Below are 13,777 nucleotides of genomic sequence, written 5' to 3' on the forward strand. Positions count from 1 at the left end.
TCGCCGCGCCTCGGCCACTCCTACGGTGTGCCATGTGCACTCCAGCCCCCCTTTCAATGCCCCCGCCGCGCGTCGTCTCCGCGCGGCCCTGGGCATGGCTCCCGGTCATGTCGCCTACGGCCTGCGGGCCCAGTACGGAATGCTCGTCACTCCCGAGACCGTGATGGCGTGGGAGCGTGGCGAGATTTCGCCCACCTCCGCCGAGCTCACCGCCCTGGCCGGCGTGCTCTGGTGTGCCCCCGGCGAGCTGCTCGCCGAGCCCGTCACCCTGCGGGAGCACCGCATCGCCCGGGGCCTGGCCCCCGAGGACCTGGCCCGCCGGGTCGGGGTGGAGGCGGGTGCCTACCAGAAGATGGAGGACACCGGCCGTTGGAAGGGCAACGAGCGGCAGTCCGCGGCGCTGGCGACGGCGCTGGGGCTGACCCTGGCCCAGTTCGTGACGGCGACCGGCAAGCACGAGGAGCTGGCCGAGCTGCTGCGCAGCGCGGTGACCACGCGCTGGCAGGCGTACGTGAAGCCGCTGACCAAGCTGCTTCCGGTGCCCAAGGCACACCTGGAGCGGGTGCTGGAGCAGCTGCACGGCGAGTACCAGTCGCGGATGGTGGCGACCCTGAGCTGGGGCGGCGGCCAGGGCGAGGCCGGCAGCGGCGATTCGGGACGTGAGTACCTCACGGACATCGTGGAGCGGTTCTGGTCCCTCGCCGGGGGTGCGGCGTAGGACACATTTCGCCCTCGGGCTCCCTACGGGAAAGGCCCCGACCGCGTCCAGACGAGGACGTGATCGGGGCCTTTCGGCGTTCGAAGTCGGGGCGGAGGTCCCGCCCCGGGGGCCGGTCGGCAGCTCCCCGGGCGACGGTTCCCCGGGCGACGGCCGCTAGTGCGCCGGCAGCGGCGCGTACACCACGCTCGCCGCGATGCCCGCCTTGGCGAGGTCCTTCGTCAGCCGGTCCGCCACCGTGCGGTCGCCGACCAGGATGGTCGGTGCGGCGGGGCCCTCGGCGAGCGCCTTCTTCAGGTGGACCAGCGAGGTGTCGTACAGCGTCGCGAACTCCCGCTTCTGGGCGTCCTTCGCGGTGGGCGGGCCGCCCATCTGGACGTAGAAGATCTCGTACAGCGCCACCATGTCGCCCGCCCGGTGGTTCAGGAGCTGGGCGAGGAAGGTGGACTTCAGGTTCAGGTACGAGTCGTTGGAGTACAGGGCGATCACCGGGCCCGGCCGGTCCTTGAGGTCCCGCCCGACGAGCGCCCGGGCCGGCGGGCCCATGTCGCTCCGGCCGCCGCCCTTGGCCCACTTGATCATCGGGCTCTCGTGGAAGGCCGAGGTGGTGTTCAGCCGGTCCGCGAAGCTGGTCCACCCCGAGGGGACCCCGAACTGCACGCCGCCGAACAGTGCGAGCGCGGTGACCGCAGCGAGACCGGACTGCAGCAGCCGCTCCACCCGGCGGCGCCGGGGGGAACCCTCGGCCTGTTGCCCGGGCGTCAGCAGGAGTCCGACCAGGCCCAGCGAGATCAGGCTGATCACCAGTCCGGCGGCGGCCAGCTTCTCGAAGTAGTACGAGAGGTAGCCGATGGTCTTCGTCTGGTAGACACCGAACAGGGTGAGCATCGCCATCGCGCCGAGGACCAGGACCAGGACCATCTGTCCGGTGGCGGTGCGCCGGTTCGCCCGCAGCGAGGCGGCCAGCAGGGCCGCCAGGGCGCACCCGATGAGCACCGGGCGGTCGGGGACGACCATCGGGCCGGCGAGGTTCGAGGTCTTGGAGACGTCCAGCTTGGTCAGCACGGAGAAGATGCTGGGCAGTCCCGCGAGCAGCGTGCCTCCCGCCAGGACCGTGAGGAGCAGCCCGCGCCGGGGGGCGAAGCGCCGCCGGTGGACGACGAGGACCGCGGCCAGGCCGAGGCCGAGCAGGGCACCGTAGAGGTTGTAGACGAAGGTGACGGTCACCAGGCCGGCCACCGCGACGAGGGCGAACTCGGCCCGGCCCATCGCGGGCCGCACGAGCAGCGCCAGTCCGACGGCGAGGAACAGCAGCCCGACGATCTCGGAGTCGAACCCGCGCTCGACGAGGGTGGACATGGAGCCGATCAGCATCACCGCCATCACGGTGGCGCAGACCGCCGCGGCGCGCCAGCCGCGCAGGCGCGGGCCGCCGATCCAGCGGGCGGCCCAGACCAGGACGGCACAGAGCAGCGCGTAGGCACCGATGACGTACAGGAGGTACCGGTTCATCATCTCGGCGGCGGGGCCGCCGTCGGTCGAGGACTTCACGAGGACGTCGATCCACGCCAGCAGGAAGTGGGTGCCCTGCGGGTAGACGGCCTCCGACGGGGTCATCATGAACGTCTTGGCGGCCTCCTGGTGGAGGAAGTTGTAGCCGCCCACGTGGTGGATGCCGTCGAAGTACGAGAAGTGCCCCATCCGGTCCTCGGACGTGACGAAGAAGGCCAGCCGCTCGGTGATCGACTTATCGGCGAGCGGGTGGTGCATGTAGTGCCAGACCACCCCGAAGGTTCCGAGCACCAGCGCGTCCGTGCCGCGCAGCCGCAGGGGGATGTGCGGGCGCCGGCCGGACAGCCAGCCGCAGACGGACACGACGGTCAGCAGGAAGCCTGCGCCGGGGACCGGGGCCAGCCCCCACGGCCAGACGGAGAAGAGCAGACCGAAGGCCATGACGGCGCCGCACAGGAGGAAGGCGGAGACGACCAGGCGGTCGAGGAGGCCGCCGCCCACCCGGATCAGGGAGGCGATCGCCAGGACCAGGACGGGTATCAGCACCACGTCCAGGCCGGTTGCGTCGAGGAGCAGCGGCAGCGCCCAGGAGAGGCCGACGGCCGCGGCGAGCACGGGCCAGCGCCGCTGTGCCGGGGCCGGTGCCGCGGCCGGACCGCCGGGCTGTCCCGCCTGCGGGTTCTCGGCGTTCCTACTGGTCAAAAGGGCAGGGCGGGTCGCCACGGGAGACGGGAACCTTCCATCGAGCGCACGGGAGCCGGATGAGGGGCCTGGACTGCGCGGCCCGATCCGGCCATGTGCGGCTCGGCCGATCAATCCCCCAACGGCGGAGTCTTCGGATCATAACGCGGGGAGGGGGCCGAACGAGGCGTGGCCCGTCCCCGTCCCGGTGGGGACGCGGACGGGCCGTCCGGGCGTGGCGGCCGGTCTCCGCGGCCCCGGAGGGGGGTTGCGGACCGGGCCGTTCGGCGGCGGAATTCGGGACGGAAGTCCCGGCCGGGGCCGGTCAGAAGACGGACTCGGCCTCGTACATGCGGTCCTCGGGGACGGTCTTCAGCTCGGTGACGGCGTGGGCCAGCGGGGCCATGACGATGTCGGTGCCGCGCAGGGCGGTCATGTTGCCGAAATCACCGCGGTGGACGCCCTCGACCGCGTGCCAGCCGAAGCGGGTCGCGAGGACGCGGTCGTAGGCGGTGGGGGTGCCGCCGCGCTGGACGTGGCCGAGGATGACCGGGCGGGCTTCCTTGCCCAGGCGCCGCTCCAGCTCGACGGCGAGGCGGTTGCCGATGCCGGCGAACCGCTCGTGACCGTACTGGTCGATCGCGCCCTTCTCGTAGGGCATGGAGCCCTCGGCCGGGTGCGCGCCCTCGGCGACGCAGATGACGGCGAACTTCTTGCCGCGGGCGAATCGTTCTTCCACCATCTTGACCAGGGCGTCCACCTCGAAGGGACGCTCCGGCAGGCAGATTCCGTGGGCGCCGCCGGCCATGCCGGACTCCAGGGCGATCCAGCCCGCGTGCCGGCCCATGACCTCGACGACCATCACGCGCTGGTGCGATTCGGCGGTGGTCTTGAGGCGGTCGATGGCCTCCGTGGCGACCATGACGGCGGTGTCGAAGCCGAAGGTGCGGTCGGTGGAGGAGATGTCGTTGTCGATGGTCTTCGGTACGCCGACGACCGGCATGCCGGCGTCCGACAGCATCCGGGCGGCCGTCAGGGTGCCCTCGCCGCCGATCGGGATCAGGGCGTCGATGCCGTAGCGCTTCGCCAGTTCGACGGCGTTCTCGGCCGCTTCGTGGAGGCGGGCGCGCTCCATGCGGGCCGATCCGAGGATCGTGCCGCCGCGGGCGAGGATGCCGCTGACCGCGTTGATGTCGAGGGGGCGGAAGTTGCCGTCGAGGAGGCCCTTGAAGCCGTCCTCGAAGCCGATGACCTCGTCCCCGTGCCCGACCACGGCACGGTGTACGACCGACCGGATGACAGCGTTCAGGCCCGGGCAGTCGCCGCCTGCGGTGAGAACTCCGATACGCATCGTGCTGTGTCTCCTGCTCCTGGTCGTACGTGACTGTTCGCGTGCGGGCGAGCAGTCGTACATATGAAGGGCGTATTGATGAAGCCTGTCCGATTGTTCCACGGGGCCCGGGTGGCGCGCGCTCCGTGGCGCGCCACCCCAGGGCGCCCGCAGGGCCTTTCGGCCCCCTCCGGCAGGCCCTTCTCCCGGCGGGCGTCCTAAGGAATCACAGGGGTATTGTCAAGAGGTCAAGCCCACATTAACTGGGACAACCGACTCGAATTGGGACGGAGAGCACGCGTGACGCGCAGCGTGTACGTGACGGGGATCGAGCGGGGGGACGGCCGCCAGGTCGTCGAGCTGGGCATCATGGAGCTCCTGACCCGCCAGACAGGCCGGGTGGGCGTGTACCGCCCCCTGTTGCACGACGGGCCCGACCGGCTGTTCGACCTCCTCAAGGGCCGGTACCGGATCGACCAGGACGCCGCGACGGCCTACGGCATGGAGTACCACGAGGCCTCCGCCATCCTGGCCGAGAAGGGCACCGACGAACTGGTCTCCCAGCTCGTCGGCCGCTACCACAAGGTGGCGCGCGACTACGAGGTCATGCTGGTCCTCGGCACCGACTACGCCGACACCAACCTCCCGGACGAGCTGGCGCTCAACGCCCGCCTCGCCAACGAGCTGGGCGCGCTGGTCATCCCCGTCGTGGGCGGCACCAAGCACCCGGCCGAGGCCGTGCGCGCCGAGACCCGCAACGCCTACCGCGCCTACGAGGCGCTGGGCTGCCACGTGGGCGCGATGGTCGTCAACCGGGTGGCCGCCGAGGACCGCGAGGTGATAGCCGAGCGCCTGGCCGCCAGGCTCCCCGTGCCCTGCTACGTCCTGCCGGACGACAAGCACCTGTCCGCCCCGACGGTCGCCCAGATCACCCGGGCGCTCGGCGGCGAGGTGCTCCTCGGCGACGAGGCCGGACTGGCCCGCGACGCCCTGGACTTCGTCTTCGGCGGGGCCATGCTGCCGAACTTCCTGAACGCGCTGACCCCCGGCTGCCTGGTCGTCACCCCCGGGGACCGCTCCGACCTGGTCATCGGCGCGCTCGCCGCGCACACCTCCGGCACCCCGCCGATCGCCGGCGTGCTGCTGACGCTGAACGAGCGTCCGGGCAAGGACATCCTGACGCTGGCCTCGAAGCTGGCTCCGGGCACCCCGGTGGTCTCGGTCGCGGGCAACAGCTTCCCCACGGCCGCCGAACTCTTCTCGCTGCAGAGCCGGCTGAACTCCGCGACCCCGCGCAAGCTGGAGACCGCGCTCGGCCTGTTCGAACGCCACGTGGACACCGCCGAGCTGCGCAAGGTCCTCTCGGTGGCCCGCTCGGAGCGGGTCACGCCGATGATGTTCGAGAACCAGCTGCTGGAGCAGGCCCGCGCCGAGCGCCGCCGCGTGGTCCTCCCCGAGGGCACCGAGGAGCGCGTGCTGCGCGCCGCGGACGTGGTGCTGCGCCGCGGGGTCTGCGACCTCACCCTGCTGGGCGAGGAGCAGGCGATCCTGAAGAAGGCCGCCGACCTGGGCATCGACATCTCGGCCGCCCAGCTCATCGACCCGGCGACCTCCCCGCTGCGGGAACGGTTCGCCGAGTACTACGCCAAGGCCCGCGCCCACAAGGGCATGACGGTCGAGCTGGCCCACGACGTGGTCACCGACGTCAACTACTTCGGCACCCTGATGGTCCAGGAGGGTCTCGCCGACGGCATGGTCTCCGGCTCGGTGCACTCCACCGCCGCCACCATCCGCCCGGCCTTCGAGATCATCAAGACCAAGCCCGACGCGTCCATCGTCTCCTCGGTCTTCTTCATGTGCCTGGCCGACAAGGTCCTCGCGTACGGCGACTGCGCCGTGAACCCGGACCCCAACGCCGAGCAGCTCGCCGACATCGCCGTCCAGTCGGCCACCACCGCCGCCGCCTTCGGCCTGGAGCCGCGGATCGCGATGCTCTCGTACTCGACCGGCACCTCCGGTTCGGGCGCCGACGTGGACAAGGTCCGCAAGGCCACCGAGATCGTCCGCGAGCAGCGTCCCGACCTGCTGATCGAGGGGCCGATCCAGTACGACGCCGCCGTGGAGCCCTCGGTCGCCGCGACCAAGCTGCCCGAGTCCGAGGTGGCCGGCCGCGCGACGGTGCTGATCTTCCCCGACCTCAACACCGGCAACAACACGTACAAGGCCGTGCAGCGTTCGGCCGGCGCCGTGGCGGTCGGCCCGGTCCTGCAGGGTCTGCGCAAGCCCGTCAACGACCTCTCGCGCGGCGCCCTGGTCCAGGACATCGTCACCACCGTGGCCATCACCGCGATCCAGGCCCAGTCCCAGCCTGTGGCCGGCTGAGCCCGTGACTGCCTGAGCCCTCCCCCACCGAGCCCCCACCGCAAAGGAAAGACCCTCATCGTGACCGCATCGCGCGTACTCGTCCTCAACTCCGGCTCCTCGTCGGTCAAGTACCAGCTGCTCGACATGGCGGACTCCTCCCGCCTCGCGGTCGGTCTGGTGGAGCGCATCGGCGAGGAGACCTCCCGGCTCACGCACGAGCCGCTGACCGGTCCGGGGGCCGCGGGCGGCAAGCGCGTGACGGAGGGCCCTATCGCGGACCACGCCGCCGCGCTGCGTGCCGTCTCGGCGGAGCTCGCCGCCGACGGGCTGGGCCTGGACTCCCCCGAGCTGGCCGCCGTGGGCCACCGGGTGGTGCACGGCGGGACCAAGTTCACCCACCCGACGCTGATCGACGACGCGGTCCTGGCCGAGATCCGCGCCCTGATCCCGCTCGCCCCGCTGCACAACCCGGCGAACGTGACCGGCATCGAGGTGGCGCGGGAGCTGCGCCCCGACCTGCCGCAGGTCGCCGTCTTCGACACGGCCTTCCACTCGACCATGCCGGAGCACGTGGCGCGGTACGCGATCGACGCCGCGACGGCCGACAAGTACTCCATCCGGCGGTACGGGTTCCACGGCACCTCGCACGCCTACGTCGCCCGGGCCACGGCCCGGCTCCTCGGCAAGGCCGAGGAGGACGTGAACGTGATCGTGCTCCACCTGGGCAACGGCGCCTCGGCCTCGGCCGTGCACGGCGGGGTGTGCGTGGAGACCTCCATGGGGCTGACCCCGCTGGAGGGCCTGGTCATGGGCACCCGCTCGGGCGACCTGGACCCTGCGGTCGTCTTCCACCTGGCACGGGTGGGGGGCATGTCCATCGACGAGATCGACTCGCTGCTCAACAAGAAGAGCGGTCTGCTGGGTCTGTGCGGCGACAACGACATGCGCGAGGTGCAGCGACGGGCGGAAGAGGGCGACGCCTCCGCACGCCTGGCACTGGCCTCGTACATCCACCGTCTGAAGAAGTACATCGGCGCCTACTCGGCGGTCCTCGGCCGGGTGGACGCGGTCGCCTTCACGGCGGGCGTGGGCGAGAACTCCTCCCAGATCCGGGAGATGGCCCTGGCCGGTCTGGCCGAACTGGGCCTGGCGCTCGACCTGGAGGCGAACTCGGTACGGTCCCCCGAGCCGCGCCTGGTGTCCGCGGAGTACGCACGGGTGGCCGTGGCCGTGGTCCCGACGGACGAGGAACTGGAGATCGCCAGCCAGACGTACGCGCTGGTTACCGGGTAGTCACTTTGGACTTTCCACCAGACGGAATATTCCGCTACGAAACAAACCGATAGGATCCGCTCCATGCGCCGTTCCAAAATCGTCTGCACGCTGGGCCCCGCCGTCGACTCTTACGAGCAGCTGAAAGCTCTCGTAGAGGCCGGTATGAACGTGGCCCGATTCAACTTCAGCCACGGCTCCCAGGCAGAACACCAGGAGCGGTACGACCGCGTCCGGAAGGTCTCCGAGGACACCGGGCGTGCCGTCGGCGTCCTCGCCGACCTCCAGGGCCCGAAGATCCGCCTGGAGACCTTCGCCGAGGGTCCCGTCGAGCTCGTCCGCGGTGACGAGTTCACCATCACCACCGAGGACGTCCCGGGCGACAAGTCCATCTGCGGCACGACCTACAAGGGTCTGCCGGGCGACGTCTCCAAGGGCGACCAGGTCCTGATCAACGACGGCAACGTCGAGCTCCGGGTGACCGAGGTCGAGGGCCCCCGGGTCAAGACCATCGTCATCGAGGGCGGTGTCATCTCGGACCACAAGGGCATCAACCTGCCGGGTGCCGCCGTCAACGTCCCCGCCCTGTCGGAGAAGGACGTCGACGACCTCCGCTTCGCCCTGCGGATGGGCTGCGACATGGTCGCCCTCTCCTTCGTGCGTGACGCCAACGACGTCAAGGACGTCCACAAGGTCATGGACGAGGAGGGCCGCCGGGTCCCCGTCATCGCCAAGGTCGAGAAGCCCCAGGCCGTCGCCAACATGGAGGGCGTCGTCGCGGCCTTCGACGCGGTCATGGTCGCCCGTGGCGACCTCGCCGTCGAGTACCCGCTCGAGAAGGTCCCGATGGTGCAGAAGCGCCTCGTGGAGATGTGCCGCCGCAACGCCAAGCCGGTGATCGTCGCGACCCAAATGATGGAGTCGATGATCACCAACTCGCGCCCGACGCGCGCGGAGGCCTCCGACGTGGCCAACGCGATCCTCGACGGCGCGGACGCGGTCATGCTGTCCGCCGAGTCCTCGGTCGGCGCCTACCCGATCGAGACCGTCAAGACGATGTCGAAGATCGTCGAGGCGGCCGAGGAGGAGCTCCTGTCCAAGGGCCTGCAGCCGCTGGTCCCGGGCAAGAAGCCCCGCACCCAGGGCGGCTCCGTCGCCCGCGCGGCCTGCGAGATCGCGGACTTCCTGGACGGCAAGGCCCTCGTCGCCTTCACCCACTCCGGTGACACCGCCCGCCGCCTGTCGCGCTACCGCGCGAACCAGCCGATCCTGGCCTTCACCACCGACGTCAACACCCGCAACCAGCTCACGCTGAGCTGGGGCGTCGAGTCCTACGTGGTCCCCCACGTGGACAACACCGACTCCATGGTCGACCTGGTGGACGTGGAGATGCTCAAGCTCCAGCGCTACAACAACGGCGACACCATGGTCATCACCGCCGGCTCGCCCCCCGGCGTCCCGGGCACGACCAACATGGTCCGGGTCCACCACCTGGGCAGCGGCGCCCGCGACTGATCCCGCACCGCCGCACGGTTCCACCCGTAAGACTCTGCCGCACAGAGACCGAGGGCGGCACCCCGATCCGATGAGGATCCGGGGTGCCGCCCTCGGTGCGTGCGGCCGCGCGAGGCCGTACGCGTCTACTCCGCCGGGCCGATGTAGTTCTTGAGGCCCGGGACGGTCAGGGTGCCGCCGAACTGGCCGGCCTGGACGACCTTGACGTTCGTGAAGAACGCGAAGGGGACGTTCAGGGGCGGCGGGCTCTTCGGGGTGAACTCGATCGGGATGATTCCGAAGAGGTTGCCCTTGAGGCTCTCGGTGTACATCGTCACCTTGGCCCCGCGGATCTTCGAGGTGGACCCCGGGCGGGACTTCAGGTGGGCGACGTGCTTGCCCTTGCCGACCGTCTGGTAGAGGTCCTTGATGTCCAGCGAGTCCGCGGTGAACTTCAGGACGGTCTTGGTCTTGCCGCCCGCCGTCTTCACCTCGACGATGCCCTCGTAGTCGAGGCCGTAGAGGGTCAGCAGCGAGCTGTCCAGGTACCAGGGCTCGTCCGGGAGCAGCGGGATGCCCTGCTCCATTTCGGCGGCGGCCAGCGCCTTGGCGTCGTAGGTCGGGCAGGGGAAGGGTTCCTTCCCGTTCTTGCCCTTCGCGCCCTTGCCCTCGCCCTGCGTCGCCGTTTCCGGAACCGGCTTGGGCTTCGGCGGGGTCGTCCTGCCCGTCTCGTCCTTCGGGGTGGTCGCGGTGCCCTTGACCTCCTCGGAGAGCTCCGAGACGGTGACGCCCGCCGTCTTCGCGGCGTCGCGGATCGCGGCCGCGGCCGGATCCGCGGCGGGCGCGGCGGTGGCAGCGCTCGCGGTCGGGGTCGGCGCGGCCGGGGTGCCCGTGAGGGGCTTGCCGAGCTCGTCGACCAGGCCCTTGATCGCGTCGCCGACGCCGAGCGGGTCCAGCGGGTTCGCCGCCTTGGCCGGAGGCACCGCCGCCGGCATGAGGCCGGGCTTCTCGACGGGCTTCGACGCGGGCTCGGTGGCCGACGGGCTCGGGTTCGGCGAAGGCACCGCGGTGGGCGACTTGCCCGGTGCGGGAGTCGTCCGAGGAGTCTTCGGAGGAGTCTTGGAAGGCGTCTTCGCCGACGGGGACGCCGACTCCGCGGGCTCGTCGGACCGCGTCACGCACGGTCCGGGCGCGAAGGGGATGTCCTTTTCGTCGGCCACGGCCAGCTTCGGCGCCATGCTCATGCCGACGAAGACCGCGGTCGGCATGGCGGCCAGCGCCATCGTCTTGCCGACGGGTATCTGGATCTTGGTCAGCAGCGACTTCCTGGGCGCCGCGTGGCGCGGGCCCTTCCTTTCACGGGACTCCGCACCCGGAGCCTCGCCCCGTTGCGTTTCGTCACCCCGCACTGTTCCTCCCGCCATCGGCGTGGGCAGTCGTCTCGCTCGCATATGCGGTCGTTTCCGTTTCGCGCTGTCCCGGGAAGGCCTGGGGGACCGTCTGCTGCGTCTCCTGCGGCAGCGAACCCCCCGCGTCCTTGCCGAGGTCCACGGCCTGTGCCTGCACGGCCTCGGCCGGCCCGCCCGGCACCCAGGCCAGCGCGAGGCCGCCGCCGACCAGCGCGAGGGTGAACCCGACGCCGAAGCCACCGAGGTTCGACACCGGCAGGGACACCAGCGCCAGCAGGATCGCGGCGACTCCGGCGAAGATCCGGATGCCCTGCTGGAACCAGAGCGCGAGGCCCAGGGTGACCAGCAGGACGCCGATGATCAGTGAGCCGGCGCCGGCCGTCGTCGCCATCGCGAAGGTGACGTTGCCGAGGCGGACGTCCGCGTACGGGATGTAGCCGATCGGAAGGCCACCGAGGAGGGTGACCAGACCGGCCCAGAAGGGGCGGCGACCGCTCCAGGCGTGGAAGTGGTAGTACGCCACCGTGAGCCAGGCGTCGTCTTCGGCGCGCACGTAAACCGGGGCCTGGGGGTTCATGGACAACAGCTCCCTGAAAACGGGTGGTACGGAGAACGATGTGGAGCCCGGACGGGCCGACGACGACGGTGGCCGTCGCCCCCGGCCCGTCCGGTCAGGAGTCCGGACGGACTACTTCTCGTCCTGGTAGCACGGCTTGTCGCCGCCGTACAGGCGCAGGTTGAGGTCAGGCAGGGTGAAGGTACCCGCCGTCGTCGCCCACGCCTTCTGGCGCACCTTCGTCAGCGTGGCCGTCTTGGCGCGCTGCGAGAACAGGGCACCGTCCGCCAGCGTGCCCTCCTTCGGCTTGGTGGCGTGCGAGCCGTCACCAGCCGCGACACCGATGTCGAGGTCGCCCAGGACGGCGTCCGCGTCGAGCTCGGCGACGTCGAGGTAGATGTTCTTCGCAACGGCGGGCGAGCCCTTGTGGCCCGTCTTCAGCTGCATGGTGATGTTGCCGAGCGGGGTCTTCGTGACCAGCGACTGGCACATGTTGGTGATCTTGGCTTCCTTGAAGCCAGAGATGATCACCGGGTGGTAGGACTTCTTGTCCGACTCCAGGGTCGCGCCCTGGGCCACACTGCCGTACTGGATCATGTCGGTACCGACGAGCGAGTCGGCACTGACCTTGAAGTCCTGGCCCGAGACGCTGAAGGACGCCGCGAGGGCACCCTGCGCCAGACCCACTCCGACCGCCGCCGTGGCAGCGATGCTCGGCACCATGACGAGCGCGAAGCGCTTCCATCTGGTCCCGCCACGAATCTGGGAAATCATGTTCGTTCCTCCTTCTCGGACGTACATCTCCGGTCCGGGCGGTGCCCGTCCTGGGATGGGAGAAGTGCTACGTCCTCGGGAAGGAGCGCGAGCGGCCGAGCCGCGGCAATGCCGCGTCCGTACACCGGCGTTCACCCCCGAGCGACAACCACTTGGCCACGCGTTCGCGCAACCTGGGGGGACAGGCCCCGCCGTGCGACGGAGACCCCCCTGTCCCACGGCCGGTGCCACTGCCACCGGCCGGCCCGGTGGGGACCCTCCACCGCGGCTCCGGGATGAGCGGCTCTGCGGGAAGGACCGAGCGTCGCCGATCGTGGTCCATTCACGGCCGGGGCACAAGGGGGTTCGTTACTGGCGGGTAACGGCCAGATAACCTGAGGGAGTCCCCACCCTGTCGGGCAGCAACACAGGGTGTCACCAAGGGCCACGACAGACCGGGGGAAGAGTGAACACACCGGACAGTTCACGGGGTTCGATTTACTGCGAGTAACAGCGGCCGCGATTACCAAGTTTTGGCAAAGCGCGGCCGCTGTTTATCTCCGTGTCAACAAATCACCGGTGGTGTGCCGGTGCTGTGTCGGTCCTGTGCCGGTGCTAGAAGAGCACCCGCGCCAGCGCCGTACGGGCCGAGGTGACGAGCGGGTTGTCCGGCCCGACCACTTCGAACATCTCCAGCAGGCGCACGCGCACCGCGTCGCGGTCGTCACCGAACGTCACCTTCACGGTGTCCACCAGCCGCCCGAAGGCGTCCGCCACGTGACCGCCGGCCAGATCCAGATCGGCCGCGGCGATCTGCGCCGCCGGATCCTTCGGGTTCTCGGCCGCCGCGGCGCGCACCGCCTGCGGGTTCATGTCCTTGACCCGGACGAACAGCTCGGTCTGGGCGAGGCCCAGCTTGGCGTCGGTGTTGGACGGATCGGCCGCCAGTACGTTCTTGTAGGCGCGCACCGCCCCGTCGAGGTCGTCGGCGTCCAGCGCCGCGATCGCCTCGTCGAGCAGCGCGTCGTACGGACCGGCCGGCTCCTCGGCCTCCACCGCGCCCTGACCCGGGGCGGCGGCGCCCTCGGCGCCGGGGTCCACCTCGACGCCGATGACCCCGAAGCGCTCCTCGGCGATCTGGACCAGCTGGGCCAGGACCCCGCGGACCTCGCCCTCGGACGGGAGGTCCTGGAACAGCGGCATCGCCTGGCCGGCGACCACGGCGAAGACGGCCGGGAGGGCCTGGATGCGGAACTCGCGGATCAGGTTCTGGTTGGCGGCGACGTCGAGCGCGGCCAGCGCGAGGCGGCCGTTCGCCTCGAGGGTGAGCCGCTCCAGCAGCAGGCTCAGCTCCCGCCCCTGCTCGAAGCCCTCGGCGCGGAAGTCGAGGATGACCGGAACCTCACCGGAGAGCGGGACGACGTGGCTCTCGAAGCGGGTCTCGTCGGTGTCGAAGACGAGCGCGGACGGCGGAACGGCCCCGGCGGGCGCGGGCGCACCGCCCTGAGCGGCCTTCCGGGCCGCCTCGGCGCGGGCCTGCTCGGCCTTGGCCTTGGCCTCACCGGCCGCCTTCACCGCGGCGAGGTCGACGACGCCGCTCATGGACATGTTTCTGGGCTGCATGCGTACATCCTCCCCCGAGTGCGCGCGCCGACGAAAAAGATCGGCCGAAACGAACCGATCGCCGT

At 70.6% G+C, this 13,777-nt stretch carries 10 protein-coding genes; 4 read left to right on the forward strand and 6 right to left on the reverse strand.

The window, feature by feature from the left end; genetic code table 11:
• Positions 1-94 precede the first annotated feature (94 nt).
• Positions 95-718 carry a helix-turn-helix domain-containing protein gene (locus tag ACE1OC_RS13075; RefSeq protein WP_407837161.1) on the forward strand — a complete coding sequence of 208 codons (624 nt, stop codon included), beginning with the start codon at positions 95-97 and terminating at the stop codon, positions 716-718.
• Between the two features lie 156 nt (positions 719-874).
• Here the strand turns inward: ACE1OC_RS13075 and ACE1OC_RS13080 are convergent, their stop codons facing one another.
• Complete coding sequence (locus ACE1OC_RS13080) at positions 875-2,932, reverse strand: hypothetical protein (protein WP_407837162.1); 2,058 nt, start codon at positions 2,930-2,932, stop codon at positions 875-877.
• A gap of 304 nt (positions 2,933-3,236) precedes the next feature.
• A complete protein-coding gene (locus tag ACE1OC_RS13085; protein ID WP_407837163.1) occupies positions 3,237-4,262 on the reverse strand; it encodes an ATP-dependent 6-phosphofructokinase in 1,026 nt (341 codons plus the stop codon).
• 279 nt (positions 4,263-4,541) lie between these two features.
• Between ACE1OC_RS13085 and pta the strand changes: the two genes are divergently transcribed.
• The 3 genes from pta (at position 4,542) to pyk (ending at position 9,392) form a co-directional block, all read left to right on the forward strand.
• Positions 4,542-6,623, forward strand: coding sequence for a phosphate acetyltransferase (gene pta / locus ACE1OC_RS13090; RefSeq protein ID WP_407837164.1), 2,082 nt, complete (start codon positions 4,542-4,544; stop codon positions 6,621-6,623).
• Positions 6,624-6,683: 60 nt separating this feature from the next.
• On the forward strand, positions 6,684-7,898 hold the full coding sequence (locus ACE1OC_RS13095; protein ID WP_407837165.1) for an acetate kinase: 1,215 nt from the start codon (positions 6,684-6,686) through the stop codon (positions 7,896-7,898).
• A gap of 63 nt (positions 7,899-7,961) precedes the next feature.
• Positions 7,962-9,392 carry a pyruvate kinase gene (gene pyk / locus ACE1OC_RS13100; RefSeq protein ID WP_250744782.1) on the forward strand — a complete coding sequence of 477 codons (1,431 nt, stop codon included), beginning with the start codon at positions 7,962-7,964 and terminating at the stop codon, positions 9,390-9,392.
• A gap of 125 nt (positions 9,393-9,517) precedes the next feature.
• Here pyk and ACE1OC_RS13105 read toward each other — a convergent pair whose 3' ends face one another.
• The 4 genes from ACE1OC_RS13105 to ACE1OC_RS13120 all read right to left on the reverse strand — a co-directional run bounded on the left by ACE1OC_RS13105 (position 9,518) and on the right by ACE1OC_RS13120 (position 13,712).
• Entirely contained in the window at positions 9,518-10,780 is a 1,263-nt protein-coding gene (locus tag ACE1OC_RS13105) for a hypothetical protein (protein ID WP_407837166.1), read from the reverse strand.
• Complete coding sequence (locus ACE1OC_RS13110) at positions 10,770-11,357, reverse strand: DUF6114 domain-containing protein (RefSeq protein WP_407837167.1); 588 nt, start codon at positions 11,355-11,357, stop codon at positions 10,770-10,772. Before ACE1OC_RS13110 ends, ACE1OC_RS13105 begins: the two co-directional genes overlap by 11 nt.
• A gap of 111 nt (positions 11,358-11,468) precedes the next feature.
• Positions 11,469-12,110, reverse strand: coding sequence for a DUF6230 family protein (locus ACE1OC_RS13115; protein WP_407837168.1), 642 nt, complete (start codon positions 12,108-12,110; stop codon positions 11,469-11,471).
• Between the two features lie 594 nt (positions 12,111-12,704).
• Positions 12,705-13,712 carry a tetratricopeptide repeat protein gene (locus tag ACE1OC_RS13120; protein ID WP_407837169.1) on the reverse strand — a complete coding sequence of 336 codons (1,008 nt, stop codon included), beginning with the start codon at positions 13,710-13,712 and terminating at the stop codon, positions 12,705-12,707.
• Positions 13,713-13,777: the final 65 nt, after the last annotated feature.

The organism is Streptomyces stoeckheimensis, from assembly GCF_045822005.1.
In the GTDB taxonomy this organism is placed as follows: domain Bacteria; phylum Actinomycetota; class Actinomycetes; order Streptomycetales; family Streptomycetaceae; genus Streptomyces; species Streptomyces stoeckheimensis.

Bases quoted from the DNA above. Each gene is read 5' to 3' on its own strand.
- ACE1OC_RS13075 (WP_407837161.1), top strand. From the start codon at position 95: ATGGCTCCCGGTCATGTCGCCTACGGCCTGCGGGCCCAGTACGGAATG.
- ACE1OC_RS13085 (WP_407837163.1), bottom strand. From the start codon at position 4,262: ATGCGTATCGGAGTTCTCACCGCAGGCGGCGACTGCCCGGGCCTGAAC.
- pyk (WP_250744782.1), top strand. From the start codon at position 7,962: ATGCGCCGTTCCAAAATCGTCTGCACGCTGGGCCCCGCCGTCGACTCT.
- ACE1OC_RS13110 (WP_407837167.1), bottom strand. From the start codon at position 11,357: ATGAACCCCCAGGCCCCGGTTTACGTGCGCGCCGAAGACGACGCCTGG.
- ACE1OC_RS13115 (WP_407837168.1), bottom strand. From the start codon at position 12,110: ATGATTTCCCAGATTCGTGGCGGGACCAGATGGAAGCGCTTCGCGCTC.
- ACE1OC_RS13120 (WP_407837169.1), bottom strand. From the start codon at position 13,712: ATGCAGCCCAGAAACATGTCCATGAGCGGCGTCGTCGACCTCGCCGCG.